Genomic DNA, 14,575 nt, shown 5'->3' with positions numbered 1-14,575 from the left:
CAGCGTTCATCCTGAGCCAGGATCAAACTCTCCAATAAAGTTAGTTTGTCTAGCATCTAAAATAAAAATTGACGTTTCACGTTGTTTGTTTCGTTCAGTTTTCAAAGAACTAAAAGCGGGTGAAGAGAATCGAACTCTCGACCAGAGCTTGGAAGGCTCTTGTTTTACCACTAAACTACACCCGCGTGGTCGGGAAGACAGGATTTGAACCTGCGACCCCCTGGTCCCAAACCAGGTGCTCTACCAAGCTGAGCCACTTCCCGTAATTGGCGCGCCCGAGAGGAGTCGAACCCCTAACCTCTTGATCCGTAGTCAAACGCTCTATCCAATTGAGCTACGGGCGCTTATTCATGATGTTTTTTCGTCGTTGTATTTTGGCGACTCAATTATCTTATCATACTACATTTTCAAATGCAAGTACTTTTTTAAAAGATTTTTTGATGCGGCCGAGAGGACTTGAACCTCCACGGGGTTCCCCCCACTAGGCCCTCAACCTAGCGCGTCTGCCGTTCCGCCACGACCGCGCGGAAAAAACAAAAGTGAGCCATGAAGGACTCGAACCTTCGACCCTCTGATTAAAAGTCAGATGCTCTACCAACTGAGCTAATGGCTCGTAAATGGCTGGGCTAGCTGGATTCGAACCAGCGCATGACGGAGTCAAAGTCCGTTGCCTTACCGCTTGGCTATAGCCCATCGAAATACTTATCTTCTTTTCAAAGACAAATGTTATTGTACCATAATGACCAATAAAAAACAACTGCCAATTAGCAGAAGTTAAAATGGCGGTCCCGACCGGGGTCGAACCGGCGATCTCCTGCGTGACAGGCAGGCATGTTAACCACTACACCACGGGACCATTTAATCTTTACATTAATATCATTTTACTTTTCATTATAATATTATGGTGGAGGATGACGGGATCGAACCGCCGACCCCCTGCTTGTAAGGCAGGTGCTCTCCCAGCTGAGCTAATCCTCCGAAGTGGTGACCCGTACGGGATTCGAACCCGTGTTACCGCCGTGAAAGGGCGGTGTCTTAACCACTTGACCAACGGGCCAATATGAATGGCAGAGAAGAAGGGATTCGAACCCTCGCACCGCGTTCGCGATCTACTCCCTTAGCAGGGGAGCCCCTTGAGCCACTTGGGTACTTCTCTGTATGGCTCCGCAGGTAGGACTCGAACCTACGACCGATCGGTTAACAGCCGATAGCTCTACCACTGAGCTACTGCGGAATAATAAAGACAATTTGTATCTTATAAAAATTCTCATCGTAAGTCAAGAGGTTTTTTCACAACATCTTGTACAAACGTGACATGTTTATAATATACTGGATTGCGTTTTCACTGTCAAGATGTTTTCTTTATCAGATTTAGTTTACCTTTACACCTTCCGCAGACATATCTTTTCGTATTAATTTGACGTCTTCTTACATATTGAAGCAAACACTCCATACATTCATACACATAAACCCTTTTTTCTTTCTCTGCATTCACCATACGTTTACAAAAGCGTGGTGCATCAACTGCCTTTAATAGTTCTCGAAAATCCTTATCCCGATGCTTATACCCTCGTCCTGTAATATGTAAGTGATAATGACAAAGTTCATGTTTAACAATTCCAACTAATTCTTCTTTCCCATACATTTCGTAATATCGATAATTCAGTTCAATATTGTGTGTATTCAATAGATAACGCCCACCAGTTGTGCGCAATCTACTATTAAACATCGCCTTATGTAAAAATGGCATTCCGAAATATTGTAGCGATACTTCTTCCACTAGCCACTGTATTTCTTGCTCATCCATTTTCATTCCTCCTAAACAAAAAAATATTTTTACACTTTTCTCCTCTCTTATACATATATTAAATAGTACATATACCCATCCTCATTCAAGAAGCGTGGTTTCTAAAAACATAGCAAAAATAGAAATCCACTCACCAACCTCTCATCAATAGTACCTTACATTTATGAGAGTAGGATTAAACAAGGAGGGATTCCTATGCCTACATGGCTCAAAAAACAAATGCAACGCGCATATTTTGAAAAAAACCGGTATCAAATTAAATTATTAAATGAATGCTGGTTTTATTATAGCAAAATACATCAAAGTTCCTAATCCATTACACGTTTTGACCTATAAAAAAAGAGCAGTTTCATCTGCTCTCTTCTCTTACTATTCAATTGGCAACATAGATAATGCAACACGACCTTTTTTCGTATCAATATCATCTACCCATACTTTGACGATTTGTCCAACAGATACAACATCTAACGGATGCTTCACATATTGTTTGCTTAGTTTAGAAATATGTACTAACCCATCTTGTTTCACACCTACATCAACAAAGGCACCAAAATCAACAACGTTACGTACTGTTCCTTCCAGTTCCATACCACGTTTTAAATCTTCTAATTTCAAAATCCCTTTTTTCAGAAGCGGTTTAGGCAACTCATCCCTCATGTCTCGCTCTGGACTAATGAGTGCATCTATAATATCGACTAATGTTGGCTCTCCAATTCCCGTTTCTTCCGACAACTTAGAAATCTCCACTTCTTCTAAACTCTTTTGTAATTGTGGTTGCCCTACGTCATCTTTTGATAAACCTAGACTCTTTAATAACAATTCAACATTTTTATATTGTTCTGGGTGAATACCTGTACGGTCTAACGGATTTGCCCCTTCTAATATACGTAAGAAACCTATACATTGTTCATATGTCTTCGCACCTAGACGTGGTATTTTCTTTAAGTCTGTTCGTTTTGTAAATTTCCCTTCTTCTTCACGCTTTGCTACAATATTTTTCGCAACAGTTTTTGATAAGCCTGAAACATATTGCAACAACGCAACTGAAGCTGTATTTACATTCACACCGACTTGGTTAACTGCTGTCTCTACTACAAACGTTAATGATTCATTTAATCTTTTTTGAGATACATCATGTTGATATTGTCCAACCCCAACTGATTTAGGATCAATCTTTACAAGTTCAGCAAGCGGATCTTGCAGACGTCTACCGATAGAAACCGCACTTCTTTCTTCAACCTGTAAATCCGGGAATTCCTCACGGGCTAAATCAGAAGCTGAATACACACTCGCACCAGCTTCGTTCACAATAATATAGAAGACTTCTCGTTTCACATTTTGTAATACATCAACTATAAATTCTTCCGATTCTCTAGAAGCTGTACCATTCCCAATCGCAATCATTTCAACTTGGTATTCATCTATAATAGAAAGAACTTTCGCTTTGGCATCTTCATATTTACGCACTGGTGGATGCGGATAAATAACATCAATATATAAAACTTTCCCCGTATCGTCTACAATAGCTAATTTACACCCCGTTCTATATGCAGGGTCTACAGCTAACACAACCTTTCCTTTCATCGGAGGTTGTAATAACAAATTACGTAAGTTCTCAGAGAAAATATGTATCGCTTGTTCCTCAGCTGTTTCTGTTAATTCTTTTCGAATCTCTCTTTCAATAGAGGATTGAATTAATCGTTTATAACCATCCTCAATTGCTAACTTTACATACTGTGCACTTTTTGAATCGTTATCGCGAATTACCTTCTTATATAAGAAAGTTACTATCTCATCTACTGGTGGAACAACAGAAACTCTCAATATATCTTCTTTCTCACCGCGATTCATCGCTAACACACGATGCGGTACTACTTTCTGCAACGGTTCTTCATAATCGTAATACATTTCATATATATTCTTTTCATCTTTCTCTTCATCTTTTACAACCGAAGACATAACACCTTTTCTAAAAGTAACATTTCGAATCCAACTACGATATGCCGCTTCATCTGAAACGATTTCTGCAATGATGTCTTGAGCACCTTGTAATGCTTCTTCTGCAGATTGCACTTCTTTCTCGGCATTTATAAACTCCATTGCCTTCTGATTCGGATCTTCTTTCGTATATAACAATAACCATTCAGCCAATGGCTCTAACCCTTTTTCTTTTGCAATCGTTGCTTTCGTTCTTCTCTTTTCTTTATATGGACGATATAAATCTTCTACTTCTTGCAACTTTGTAGCTTTCAAAATTTGCTGACGTAATTCTCCTGTCAGTTTCCCCTTCTCATCAATAAGACGAAGAACCTCTTCTTTCCTATCTTCAAGTTGCATTATATATTGCCATCTCTCTAAAATTGTACGAATTTGCACTTCATCTAAAGAGCCTGTCCATTCCTTTCGGTAACGAGCAATAAATGGAACTGTGTTACCTTCTTCTGTTAATTGAATAACATGACGAACTTGCTTTTCGGTAAAGCCTAATTCCTTCACTAACATTTTCATTAACGCTTGTCGATTACCTAACATTTCCATATACAACCGTAACCTCCTCTATAATAAAAAAAGTTGCCCTTCAAAGAGAGCAACTTAAACTGCCGATTTAAAAATCTATTAGTCCTAAACTAATTTGTAGCGCTTCATCTACACGAATCATCATCACTTCATCTAAGTGAGTGATTTTGTCCGTTAAGCGCTGCTTATCGATTGTTCGAATCTGCTCAAGTAAAATAACAGAATCTCTCTCAAAACCGTACTTTTTCGCATCAATTTCCACATGAGTGGGTAATTTCGCTTTTTGAATCTGTGCAGTAATAGCCGCTACAATCACCGTTGGACTAAAACGATTTCCGATGTCATTTTGAATGACAAGAACCGGACGAACGCCTCCTTGCTCAGAACCAACAACTGGGGAAAGGTCTGCAAAATACACGTCGCCGCGTTTTACAATCAAAATATTACCCCCCGCTAACTAAGCGTTCTACTGTATGAGCTGCTTCATACTCTGCTAAGAAAGCTTCAGATGCAATACCAAGATTAATTTTTCCCATTTCAATGTACCCACGTCGCATTGATTCATGTTGGTAGCGTTTCTTCGTCTTATGTTGACGCAATAACAGTTGTGTTGCCTGGCAAATTAGTTCATGGCGATTCTTATTCTCTTGTTTTCCAATTCCGTCCAATTCCGTTACCATTTGCTTTGGCAACCGAACCACGATTTCAGTAGTTACACTTGATTCGGACACAAAAATACACCTCCACCGTCAACTACACACCCAAATATATATATGACACCTATTGTAATAATACCATTGTATGGAGCCTGTTGCAAAGACTTCCTTATTCCTTGCTTATGTTTTCCAATTCACAAACAAAACATTCATATTCTTTTATTTTTATCTCATTACAAGCAAGAAACATGAAAGTTCCTCCGCAAAATTCACGTTATATTATGTTAAAAGTAACTATAAGTAAAAAGCTTCTCGTCAAAAACGAACTTATTCTTAACCAATGAACAGTTCTCTCACATGACAAGAAGCAAATCATACTACCTTCTATATATCGTTCAAATAATTAATTACTTCCACAACTTTTCCATTCCGTATAAATATTCTCGGCACACGAAAACTGATCGTCGTAATAATTTCATAATTAATAGTCCCTGAATATTCCGCAACCTCTGTAGCGCTAATATATTCATCTCCTTGCCTTCCAATGAGTGTAACTTTCGTACCAAGAGGCACTTCACAAGGAAGGTGAATCATGAATTGATCCATCGTTACTCGCCCTACAATCGGTACCCTTTTACCATTTACAAGCACTTCAAATCCTTGTAATCTTCTAAGCCAGCCATCTGCATAACCAATTGCAACGGTCGCAATCCATTCTTTAGTTTTCGTTCGATAAGTGACGTTATAACTAATTCCATCCCCTTTAATCACCTGTTTAATATGAGCAACTTTCGTATGCAATGATAGCGCTGGTTCTAATTTAAACGGTAAAAAAGGGCGTATTTCTACAGATGGAGATAACCCATACATCGCAATGCCAATTCGTACTGCATTAAATGTAATCCCTTGAAAACGTAGCGTTGCAGCACTATTAGCTGTATGAACAAACTTAGGATCCACTCCGAATTCTTTCAACCAACTTAACTGCTCCAAAAATGTGTTATATTGCTTATCAAAGTAAGAAGTCTCCACCTCATCTGCTGTTGCAAAATGCGTATAAACTCCTTCCAATTCTAAGAATGGTGCACCTTCTAAGCTTTTTAAAAATCCTTTTAATTCTTTACGTTCACGTATTCCAATTCTCCCCATACCACTATCGAAATTAATATGGTATTTCATCGTAGACGAACCATCCCAAAGTTTGATTGCTTCATCTACCCATTCCTTTTGAAAAACAGTTAATGCTACATCATTTTCAGCAGCTACATTTATATCACGAGGAGGAGAAGGACCTAACACCAAAATTGGCGCAGTAATACCAGCTCTTCGAAGCACTAAAGCTTCATCTAAGAACGCAACTGCTAACCTTGTCGCCCCCGCTTCTAATGCTGTTTTAGCCACCGGTACATAATCGTGCCCATATGCATTCCCTTTAACAACGGCAAAAATTTCTACATCACTCGGGATAAATTCTTTAATATGTGTAACGTTGTTATAAATGGCATCTAAATCCACTTCCACCCAAGTGTCACGGTAAAATGGTGCTTCTTCCATAAATACACTTCCTTATACACGATATGCGAAGCTTATTCTTTTATATGCTTCTTTTATGAAATCCAACCCTTCAAACTAAGAAAAGACGTGGTGCACATATATCACCACGTCTAAGAAGTTTACTTCACTTGCTTCTCTGTAACTGAACGAGCAACCATTAATAGCTCCTTCGGCTCTAAACCTTTAGACACGAGCATATATTCTACTCCGTTATGCGACCACGTTAAAGAGTCTTTCGTCAATGCTCCAATTGTAAAGCCAAGATCAACCAATTCTCCGCTCACACTTATTGCTGACGAAGCCTCTGCAACTTTTGCCTTTTCTTGTATTAAAGTAAAGGATTTCTTACTTCCAGTGTATGTGAGTATTGCACGCTTGCCACTGTCTGTCTTCAACTCTTTTTCATCTTTCAAAGTCATACCTTGTGGCGTATCACGTGGATATAAAATAGCAAACGGTTTGTCTTCTTTCGCTGTTGTTTGAACATCTACTTGCGCTCTAGACATATTTTGTTTCGTATCAAATGCACCTTTATCAAATTTCGCGTCGAATTTCACTTTAGAGAAATCTACTTTCACAAGAACATTTTGATCATTATCCATTAACTTCACCGAAACTGGCGTTAAATCACTTTTCTTCAACGTAATCTCTTGTCTCGGCAACATGTTTTGATGCTGATAGTTTGTTTTTGTTTTAAAAATATAATGCTTATCTGTTTTTTCAAAAGTAAGGTTTTTCTTATCCTGTAAAATATCTCTCACAAGAGATTCGTATAAATAAGCCTGGCTACTATTTTGCGGCCAATCACTTTGGAAACGAAAACTCTTATTAAGAGCTGGCGTTAATACAAATACTCCTTCTTCATTTCTTAAAATAATTTGACTTTGATCTTTTTTCGCATTCTGCAAATTCACACGATAAAACGAAGGTTCCTTATGCCATATTTCTACCTTATACTCCTGAGGCTCATTCCCTGTTTTAATAGATAATTTCGCTTCAGCTTGATAGCTTTTCAACCCTTTTACTTTCGCCTCTAAATCTCTCACAACATCATCTTGTTTCTTTTCCATACAACCGGCCAACACAAAAACGGTTAATAAACCGACAAGAACTAAAAACAGACGCCTTTTCATCACTTCAGCCCCTTTGCCCCTATAAATGAATGGAAGATGTACCTTCCTTATCGCTACCACAAATATATGAGACAAAGATATAAAATATGCAGACTAGCTTGACGAGCTTTCTAAAACAACTTGAGCAACAGCAAATTCCTTACTATGACTAATCGATAAATGAACAATATGTTCTGTACTCGTAATAAGAATCGGCTTCCCTCTATCATCATTTCTTACTTCAATATCTAAAAAACTCACTTCTTTCCCAATACCAGTTCCTACCGCTTTTGAATACGCCTCTTTCGCTGCAAATCTTCCAGCTACAAACTCTGTAAGGCGGCTTCCCTTCAGTCCCTTAGCAACATTACGTTCATTTTCAGTTAAAATACGTTCCATAAATTTAAGCTTTCCATCTAGCATTTTTTCAATTCGATTCAATTCAATAATATCGATTCCAATCCCTACAATCATTTCAAAATCCCCTTCTTCTATTTAGCTTTCTTTTTTCATATTGTAAGAATAACAGAGAATCTTTCTGATGCAAAAGGAGTGATACTCATAACATGCTCATACCATCCGCCCGCATTTCCTTACAACCAATCGTCATCTCTTTACTTCTCATACAATTCATTATGATTATGTTAGGCGATTTTTTCCTCTTTCCTATGGCAGCTTATCATGAATATATCGCTAATGGAGAATGGTGGCGTCTCATAACTTCCCTGTTCGTACATGTAGACTTACAACATTTTCTTTCTAATAGTATTTGTTTATTCGTCCTTGGCTCTTCTATTGAAAAACAACTAGGCCGCTTTTCTTTCATCATTATTTTTTTCCTTTCTGGCATTCTCGGAAATATTTTCTCTTATCTTATTATGCCCCATGAATATATTCATGCCGGGGCATCTGGTGGTATTTTCGGATTGCTAGGTGCACAGTTATTTCTATTGTATAGCCGATATCGTTCTTCCAATCCAAAAGACATTGCTATTTTTTCAATCATGATATGTATATTACTACTATTCACTTTCTTCAATCCCTCTGCCAACCCTATCAGCCATTTAACAGGATTGATCATTGGTGGTATTTGCACCCCTTTATTAATAAAAAAACTCGATGGTGCAGAGCTCATTTAATATAAAAGCTCGCACCATCGATAATTTCCACATCTGTTTGTTCACTTAAATCCCTCATAAGTTGAAATAAAGACTCATCCTTCATCTTCGCTTCAATCATACAATCAATTTGCGGAACACTTCCCTTTATCTTTTTTAAAAAAGATAAAAAAGTATCTACATCAATAAAGTCCGCATGTGCTCTCGGGTCTTTTCCCTCTCTAGGACTAGAAATGTGCATTTTCACTGGTAACAAAGACGATTCCCACGTATGTACAACACGCGCCCAATCTTCATGCCAATCTTCTCGATCATGATTCATCATATGGTGATGTAAATCAAATACAACGGGAATGTCCAGTTTTTCTCCTAAATATAATGTGTCCTCGAGCGTAAAAGTTGTATCATCATTTTCTAACATAATCATTTCCTGAATACCTCTTGGGACATTAGACCAATTCTCTATAAAACGCTCTAATGCAAGCTCTTTATCTTTATATCCGCCCCCAACATGCATTACACATCGTTGCTTATGTTCAATCCCCATACCTTTTAATAATTTTCTATGCATCTGTAACGTCTTTACAGATTGTTTAAAAATATTCTCCTCAGGTGAATTGAGTACAACAAAATGATCTGGATGAAAATCAATACGCATATTCATTCGAATAGCGTAATCACCTAGCACTTTTAAATTTTCTTTTAAAGGGCGAATATAATTCCACTCTAACAACTCCTCATGATTCGCTAAAGGAATCAACTTAGAACTAAGTCGAAAAAAGGATATATCATGGCCTTTATTATGTTTTAATAACCGTAAGCAATTTTCCAAATTCGAATTAGCAATTCTTTCAAGTTTACGAATTGCCGCTTCCCGATCATCTATTTTTTGAAACTGCGCGTACGTCATCGTTTGAGATGGAGATGCATTTTTCAAATGTACACTCATCGCGACATAGCCAAGCCTTACAAGCATGTGGCACCTCATTTCTACACAAGTTATTATGTAGTATGTACAATTACAGAAATAAAAAAAGAGAATGCCGGCAAAGGGCATTCTCTTTTTTTATTATTAAGCTTGTGGCTTACGGCTATGATGTTTTCTTTCGCCGCGTCCGTTTGAAGATCCTGGGCGTCCTTGACCTTCGCCACGACGACCACGGTTACCATCACGGCTACCTTCACGATTGCGATCACGGTTACCGTCACGATTACGACCATCACGATTGCGGTCACGGTTACGACCATCGCCACCGCGTCCATCACGACTACGATTACGATTACCATCACGGTATCCGCCTCCGTTACCGCCGCGTTTTTTAGAACCGCCACCTCTTGAAACAACTGGTGGTTCTGATGTTAAAGCGATTGGAGTTGTATCTGGCTCTTTTGTCATCATTTTTAAAGCAGCAGCTACTACTGTTACAGAGTCGTTCTCTTCTAACATTTCTTCTGCAATACGCTTGTAGTATGCTAAGTTTTCATTTTCAATTGTGCTTTGAAGCTTTTCAGCGATTAAACGTTGTTGACCTTCTAGTGCCTCGTCAAGTGTCGGTGCATCCATGCGGTCCATTTTACGTTTTGTTGTACGCTCGATATTTTTTAATTGTCCAGATTCACGTGGTGTTACAAATAGCATTGCAATACCTTTTTTACCTGCACGACCAGTACGGCCAATACGGTGAACATATGATTCTGGATCTTGTGGAATATCGAAGTTATATACGTGTGTTACGCCTGAAATATCAAGACCACGTGCAGCAACGTCTGTTGCAACAAGAACTTCAATAGAACCTTCTTTGAATTTACGTAATACAGACATACGTTTCGCCTGAGTTAAATCACCATGGATACCTTCTGCAGCATAACCACGTAAGTTTAATGCCTCTGATAATTCATCAACACGACGCTTTGTACGACCGAACACAATCGCAAGCTCTGGAGATTGAATATCTAGTAAGCGTGTTAACACGTCAAACTTTTTCTTTTCTTGCACTTCTAAATAGAACTGCTGAATGTTTGGCATTGTTACTTCTTTTGCTTTTACTTTAATGTGTTGAGGCTCAGTCATGAAACGCTCAGCAATACGACGAATTGGGTCCGGCATTGTCGCTGAGAATAGTAATGTTTGATGTGTTTCTGGCACATCTGTTAAAATTGCTTCAATATCTTCAATGAAGCCCATGTTTAACATTTCATCCGCTTCGTCAAGAACAACTGTCTCTACGTTTTGTAAGCGAAGTGTTTTACGGTTAATATGATCTAAAATACGACCCGGCGTACCAACAATAATGTGTGGGTGTTTTTTTAGAGCACGAATTTGGCGGTTAATATCTTGACCACCGTAAATTGGTAAGATACGAACACGTTTATGTTTACCAATTTTGTATAGCTCTTCTCCAACTTGAATTGCTAATTCACGCGTTGGCGCGATAACAATACCTTGAACCGATTCTTTATGTGTATCCACTTTATCTAATAGTGGTAATCCGAATGCTGCTGTTTTCCCTGTACCTGTTTGCGCTTGCCCAATAATATCCTTACCTTGCAATGCATGTGGAATTGTTTCAGCTTGAATTGGCGTAGCCTCTTCAAAGCCCATACTTTCAACAGATTGCAGTAAAGAATCACTTAATCCTAATTCTCGAAATGTTGTCAATGTTACTTCTCCTTTTCTATCCTATACTTATCATTTAAAAAAAGGCGTTTTCCGAATTTGCGGAAAAGCCCTTTTCCTGAATGCTCACGTATATAAACGGGCGTATATTCTTCACGAAAATACTTCTAAACGTTATTACACTTTATCAATTATAAGTTTTGTATGTGCAAAAAGCAAACCCAACTGTTACCTTATTTTCATATTAAGAGTTTTTTTCTTCACTTTTATTTTTTTATATTTACTGTAAGCGCTTATTATAAGTTTCTTCTATTTTCGTAGCTATCATCCCTATTTATATACACCAATTATTTCAACATCGTAATTACTTCTTCCAATTTCATACCGCGAGATGCTTTTACTAATACAACATCTTTTGTATCGACTACTGCTTGCAACTCTTTTACTAACTCTTCTTTATTATCATAAGCCTTTACACGTTCGTTAGGGAAATTAATTTTCGCTCCCTCAGCAATTTGAGCCCCTAATTTACCATATGTGAACACATAGGAGATTTTTGCTGGATCAATTAATTTACCTACTTCATAATGAAACTGCACTTCTTGATCTCCAAGCTCTAACATATCACCGAGAACAACAATTTTTTTAGAGAATCCATCTAAACCATTCATTAGGTGGAATGCCGCTTCCATAGCTGTTGGACTTGCATTATAGGCATCATTGATAATTGTTAATCCACTGTCTGTTTTTACAATTTCCATACGCATGCCCGTCATTTGAAGTGTTACTAAACCTTCTTTCATCTCTTCCCACGTTACACCAAAGTATTTCGCAATTGCCATAGAAGCAAGCGTATTATACACATTGTGTTTCCCTAATACGGGTAGATAGAATGAAATATTTTCTTCTCTATTCATTTTAAAATGCGTCCCAGTTGCTTGTAACGTTACAGTCGTTGGATAATAATCATTTGCTCTAGCATCACCAAACGTAACTGTTTCAGCTATTAAATTCATTTCAGGGACACGATTCGTTAATAATGGCTCGTCTCCGTTATATACGAACACTCCACCTTCTTGTAATCCTGTCACAATTTCTAATTTCGCTTCGGCAATTGCCTCACGAGAGCCTAAGTCCATTAAATGTGCTTCACCAATGTTCGTAATGATAGCTGCATTTGGACGAGCTAACTTAGATAAGAATTCAATTTCTCCGCGGCTTGACATTCCCATTTCTAATACAGCTACTTCTGTATTTTCTTCTAAGTTTAAAATAGTAAGGGGTAGCCCGATATGATTATTGAAGTTTCCTTCTGTTTTTTGAACTTTGAATTTAGTTGCAAGAAGACTTGTTACAATATCTTTTGTAGATGTTTTACCGTTACTACCTGTCACACCAATCACTTTAACATCCAATTGATCGCGATAGTTTTTCGCTAACATTTGTAATGCTGATAGCGTGTCTTCTACAAAAATAACCGGAAGATTCTCAGGTGGATTTGCTACATCTTTCACCCATAATGTCGCCACAGCTCCATTTTCAACAGCTTTATCTACAAAAGCATGTCCATCGAAACGTTCACCTTGAATCGGAACATATAGGTTTCCTTTTTCGATTTTTCTCGTATCAATAGACACCCCTTGTATAGTAATTCCCTCATACTGCTCTGCTAATCCCGTACCATTTATCATTTGTTCTACTTGTTTTAACGTTCGATTTATCATGAAAACACTCCTTACATAGAGGAAGCACTATTCCTGCGAATAGTGCCTCCTCCTTTTTTGTTAGATTGTATATTTAATTTTTTGTTTTTCTTCGTGACGCTCCATTGCTAAACGAATTAGCTCTTCAATTAATTCCGGATACGGTAATCCAGTATGTTGCCACAGTAGAGGGAACATACTAAACGGCGTAAATCCTGGCATCGTATTCACTTCGTTAATATATACTTCTCCATCTTTCGTTAAGAAGAAATCAGCTCGCGTTAAGCCAGCACCATCTAACGATTGGAAGGCAACAATCGCATCTCGCTTAATAACATTAGACTCTTCTTCTGTCATTTCAGCTGGGATAATTAATGCTGTATCACCATCGATGTATTTCGACTTATAATCATAGAAGTCTTTTTTCGGTACGATTTCACCTACAACTGAACATTTCGGTTCATCATTACCTAGTACACCAACTTCTACTTCACGTCCAATGATATTCTCTTCTACAATAATTTTACGGTCAAATTGGAATGCCTCTTCAAATGCATTCTCAAGCTCTTCACGATTTTTACACTTATTAATCCCAACACTTGAACCAAGGTTTGCTGGTTTTACGAAGCAAGGGTATCCTAATACTTCTTCTACTTTTTCATATGCTGTTTCACGATCTTTTTCCCATCCGCTACGAATGAATGAAGCATATTTCGCTTGTTTTAATCCAGCTTCTGCGAAAATGTTTTTCATAACAACTTTATCCATACCAGCAGCAGATGCTAGAACACCATTTCCTACATAAGGAATGTTCATTAATTCTAATAAACCTTGAACCGTTCCATCTTCACCATTTGGTCCATGTAGTAATGGGAAAATAACGTCGATAGCATTTTCCTCAGCATTTGCAGATGGAATGATTTCTGTGCTTAAAGATAACGGAGAAATCGCATTTTCTGCACCGCTCATTTTTAGAACTTCAACATTTGCTACTTCACCTTCAATACGTTCACCGCGTATCCATTGACCTTGTTCTGTAATATAAATTGGATGAATCTCGAATTTATCTTGATTTAATGCTTTAATAGCAGCAAGAGCCGTTTGTAACGAAACTTGATGCTCAGCTGATTTTCCACCATATAATAAACCTAATTTAATTTTTGTCACTGAAATCACCCTAACCAATTGTTTTCATTTTTCTATTTTAGCACTTTTTATAAAAATAGGTAGTTCCTATTTGAAATAAAATGTAACTTCCACAAATAATTAAATGACACCACTTATTGGTTCTCTATACTTTTTCCACTTAACTTTCTTCATAAATATATAAAGTGAAACTTTAATCAGTGGGGGGCTTCATCCCCTACTGATTATTAGTTGAACCAATCGGACTTTTATGGGCAGTTGATCCCCCACCTAAATTCCTTGCTTTCGCTGAATTTTGAGGTGGGGGTCTTACTGCCCATTAAAGTGGGATAAAATTGCAATCCA

Annotated in this window: 13 protein-coding genes and 11 tRNA genes; 2 read left to right on the top strand and 22 right to left on the bottom strand. The window is 37.8% G+C overall.

Going from position 1 to position 14,575, the window contains the following annotated elements:
• Positions 1 to 114: 114 nt before the first annotated feature.
• From ACVWY7_RS23265 to ACVWY7_RS23210, 12 genes are all read right to left on the bottom strand, one after another.
• Positions 115 to 185: transfer RNA gene (locus ACVWY7_RS23265), tRNA-Gly, on the bottom strand.
• Between the two features lies 1 nt (position 186).
• A tRNA-Pro gene (locus ACVWY7_RS23260) sits at positions 187 to 263 on the bottom strand.
• Positions 264 to 267: 4 nt separating this feature from the next.
• Positions 268 to 344: transfer RNA gene (locus ACVWY7_RS23255), tRNA-Arg, on the bottom strand.
• A gap of 97 nt (positions 345 to 441) precedes the next feature.
• Positions 442 to 524: transfer RNA gene (locus tag ACVWY7_RS23250), tRNA-Leu, on the bottom strand.
• Between the two features lie 16 nt (positions 525 to 540).
• Positions 541 to 613, bottom strand: a tRNA-Lys gene (locus ACVWY7_RS23245).
• A gap of 5 nt (positions 614 to 618) precedes the next feature.
• Positions 619 to 693, bottom strand: a tRNA-Gln gene (locus ACVWY7_RS23240).
• 87 nt (positions 694 to 780) lie between these two features.
• Positions 781 to 856: transfer RNA gene (locus tag ACVWY7_RS23235), tRNA-Asp, on the bottom strand.
• Between the two features lie 46 nt (positions 857 to 902).
• A tRNA-Val gene (locus ACVWY7_RS23230) sits at positions 903 to 978 on the bottom strand.
• 4 nt (positions 979 to 982) lie between these two features.
• Positions 983 to 1,057, bottom strand: a tRNA-Glu gene (locus ACVWY7_RS23225).
• A gap of 8 nt (positions 1,058 to 1,065) precedes the next feature.
• A tRNA-Ser gene (locus ACVWY7_RS23220) sits at positions 1,066 to 1,156 on the bottom strand.
• 3 nt (positions 1,157 to 1,159) lie between these two features.
• Positions 1,160 to 1,234, bottom strand: a tRNA-Asn gene (locus ACVWY7_RS23215).
• A gap of 114 nt (positions 1,235 to 1,348) precedes the next feature.
• On the bottom strand, positions 1,349 to 1,807 hold the full coding sequence (locus ACVWY7_RS23210) for a SprT family protein (RefSeq protein WP_000344258.1): 459 nt from the start codon (positions 1,805 to 1,807) through the stop codon (positions 1,349 to 1,351).
• Between the two features lie 195 nt (positions 1,808 to 2,002).
• On the opposite strand from ACVWY7_RS23210, the gene cmpA reads away from it, so the two are divergent.
• A complete protein-coding gene (cmpA, locus tag ACVWY7_RS23205) occupies positions 2,003 to 2,119 on the top strand; it encodes a cortex morphogenetic protein CmpA (RefSeq protein WP_001143642.1) in 117 nt (38 codons plus the stop codon).
• A gap of 57 nt (positions 2,120 to 2,176) precedes the next feature.
• Here cmpA and ACVWY7_RS23200 read toward each other — a convergent pair whose 3' ends face one another.
• The 6 genes from ACVWY7_RS23200 to acpS form a co-directional block, all read right to left on the bottom strand.
• A complete protein-coding gene (locus ACVWY7_RS23200; RefSeq protein WP_000425548.1) occupies positions 2,177 to 4,345 on the bottom strand; it encodes a Tex family protein in 2,169 nt (722 codons plus the stop codon).
• A 67-nt stretch (positions 4,346 to 4,412) separates the two neighbouring features.
• Entirely contained in the window at positions 4,413 to 4,763 is a 351-nt protein-coding gene (ndoA, locus tag ACVWY7_RS23195; RefSeq protein ID WP_000635963.1) for a type II toxin-antitoxin system endoribonuclease NdoA, read from the bottom strand.
• Between the two features lie 4 nt (positions 4,764 to 4,767).
• On the bottom strand, positions 4,768 to 5,055 hold the full coding sequence (locus ACVWY7_RS23190) for an antitoxin EndoAI (RefSeq protein WP_000004570.1): 288 nt from the start codon (positions 5,053 to 5,055) through the stop codon (positions 4,768 to 4,770).
• Between the two features lie 309 nt (positions 5,056 to 5,364).
• Entirely contained in the window at positions 5,365 to 6,534 is a 1,170-nt protein-coding gene (alr, locus tag ACVWY7_RS23185) for an alanine racemase (protein WP_000390603.1), read from the bottom strand.
• Positions 6,535 to 6,653: 119 nt separating this feature from the next.
• Positions 6,654 to 7,604: a LolA family protein gene (locus ACVWY7_RS23180; RefSeq protein WP_025388382.1), complete on the bottom strand. Its 951-nt coding sequence runs from the start codon at positions 7,602 to 7,604 to the stop codon at positions 6,654 to 6,656.
• Positions 7,605 to 7,760: 156 nt separating this feature from the next.
• Positions 7,761 to 8,120 carry a holo-ACP synthase gene (gene acpS, locus ACVWY7_RS23175; RefSeq protein WP_000635040.1) on the bottom strand — a complete coding sequence of 120 codons (360 nt, stop codon included), beginning with the start codon at positions 8,118 to 8,120 and terminating at the stop codon, positions 7,761 to 7,763.
• 92 nt (positions 8,121 to 8,212) lie between these two features.
• Here acpS and ACVWY7_RS23170 point away from each other — a divergent pair, with 92 nt between their 5' ends.
• Positions 8,213 to 8,785 carry a rhomboid family intramembrane serine protease gene (locus ACVWY7_RS23170; RefSeq protein ID WP_000906926.1) on the top strand — a complete coding sequence of 191 codons (573 nt, stop codon included), beginning with the start codon at positions 8,213 to 8,215 and terminating at the stop codon, positions 8,783 to 8,785.
• Here ACVWY7_RS23170 and uvsE read toward each other — a convergent pair.
• From uvsE to ACVWY7_RS23150, 4 genes are all read right to left on the bottom strand, one after another.
• Positions 8,778 to 9,740: a UV DNA damage repair endonuclease UvsE gene (gene uvsE, locus ACVWY7_RS23165; protein WP_000961155.1), complete on the bottom strand. Its 963-nt coding sequence runs from the start codon at positions 9,738 to 9,740 to the stop codon at positions 8,778 to 8,780. The genes ACVWY7_RS23170 and uvsE overlap by 8 nt on opposite strands.
• 96 nt (positions 9,741 to 9,836) lie before the next feature.
• A complete protein-coding gene (locus ACVWY7_RS23160) occupies positions 9,837 to 11,423 on the bottom strand; it encodes a DEAD/DEAH box helicase (RefSeq protein WP_000206587.1) in 1,587 nt (528 codons plus the stop codon).
• A 305-nt stretch (positions 11,424 to 11,728) separates the two neighbouring features.
• A complete protein-coding gene (gene murF, locus ACVWY7_RS23155) occupies positions 11,729 to 13,105 on the bottom strand; it encodes a UDP-N-acetylmuramoyl-tripeptide--D-alanyl-D-alanine ligase (RefSeq protein WP_000610677.1) in 1,377 nt (458 codons plus the stop codon).
• A 60-nt stretch (positions 13,106 to 13,165) separates the two neighbouring features.
• Complete coding sequence (locus ACVWY7_RS23150) at positions 13,166 to 14,251, bottom strand: D-alanine--D-alanine ligase (RefSeq protein WP_000161413.1); 1,086 nt, start codon at positions 14,249 to 14,251, stop codon at positions 13,166 to 13,168.
• Positions 14,252 to 14,575: the final 324 nt, after the last annotated feature.

The organism is Bacillus sp. TE9106W, assembly GCF_054062215.1.
Note: the sequence above shows the minus strand (reverse complement) of the source record. Positions and strands in the feature narration are given on the sequence as shown.

Excerpts from the sequence above, each read along its gene's own strand:
- ACVWY7_RS23210 (WP_000344258.1), bottom strand. The coding sequence starts at position 1,807 with ATGGATGAGCAAGAAATACAGTGGCTAGTGGAAGAAGTATCGCTACAA.
- cmpA (WP_001143642.1), top strand. The coding sequence starts at position 2,003 with ATGCCTACATGGCTCAAAAAACAAATGCAACGCGCATATTTTGAAAAA.
- ACVWY7_RS23200 (WP_000425548.1), bottom strand. The coding sequence starts at position 4,345 with ATGGAAATGTTAGGTAATCGACAAGCGTTAATGAAAATGTTAGTGAAG.
- alr (WP_000390603.1), bottom strand. The coding sequence starts at position 6,534 with ATGGAAGAAGCACCATTTTACCGTGACACTTGGGTGGAAGTGGATTTA.
- ACVWY7_RS23180 (WP_025388382.1), bottom strand. The coding sequence starts at position 7,604 with ATGGAAAAGAAACAAGATGATGTTGTGAGAGATTTAGAGGCGAAAGTA.
- acpS (WP_000635040.1), bottom strand. The coding sequence starts at position 8,120 with ATGATTGTAGGGATTGGAATCGATATTATTGAATTGAATCGAATTGAA.
- ACVWY7_RS23170 (WP_000906926.1), top strand. The coding sequence starts at position 8,213 with ATGCTCATACCATCCGCCCGCATTTCCTTACAACCAATCGTCATCTCT.
- uvsE (WP_000961155.1), bottom strand. The coding sequence starts at position 9,740 with ATGCTTGTAAGGCTTGGCTATGTCGCGATGAGTGTACATTTGAAAAAT.
- murF (WP_000610677.1), bottom strand. The coding sequence starts at position 13,105 with ATGATAAATCGAACGTTAAAACAAGTAGAACAAATGATAAATGGTACG.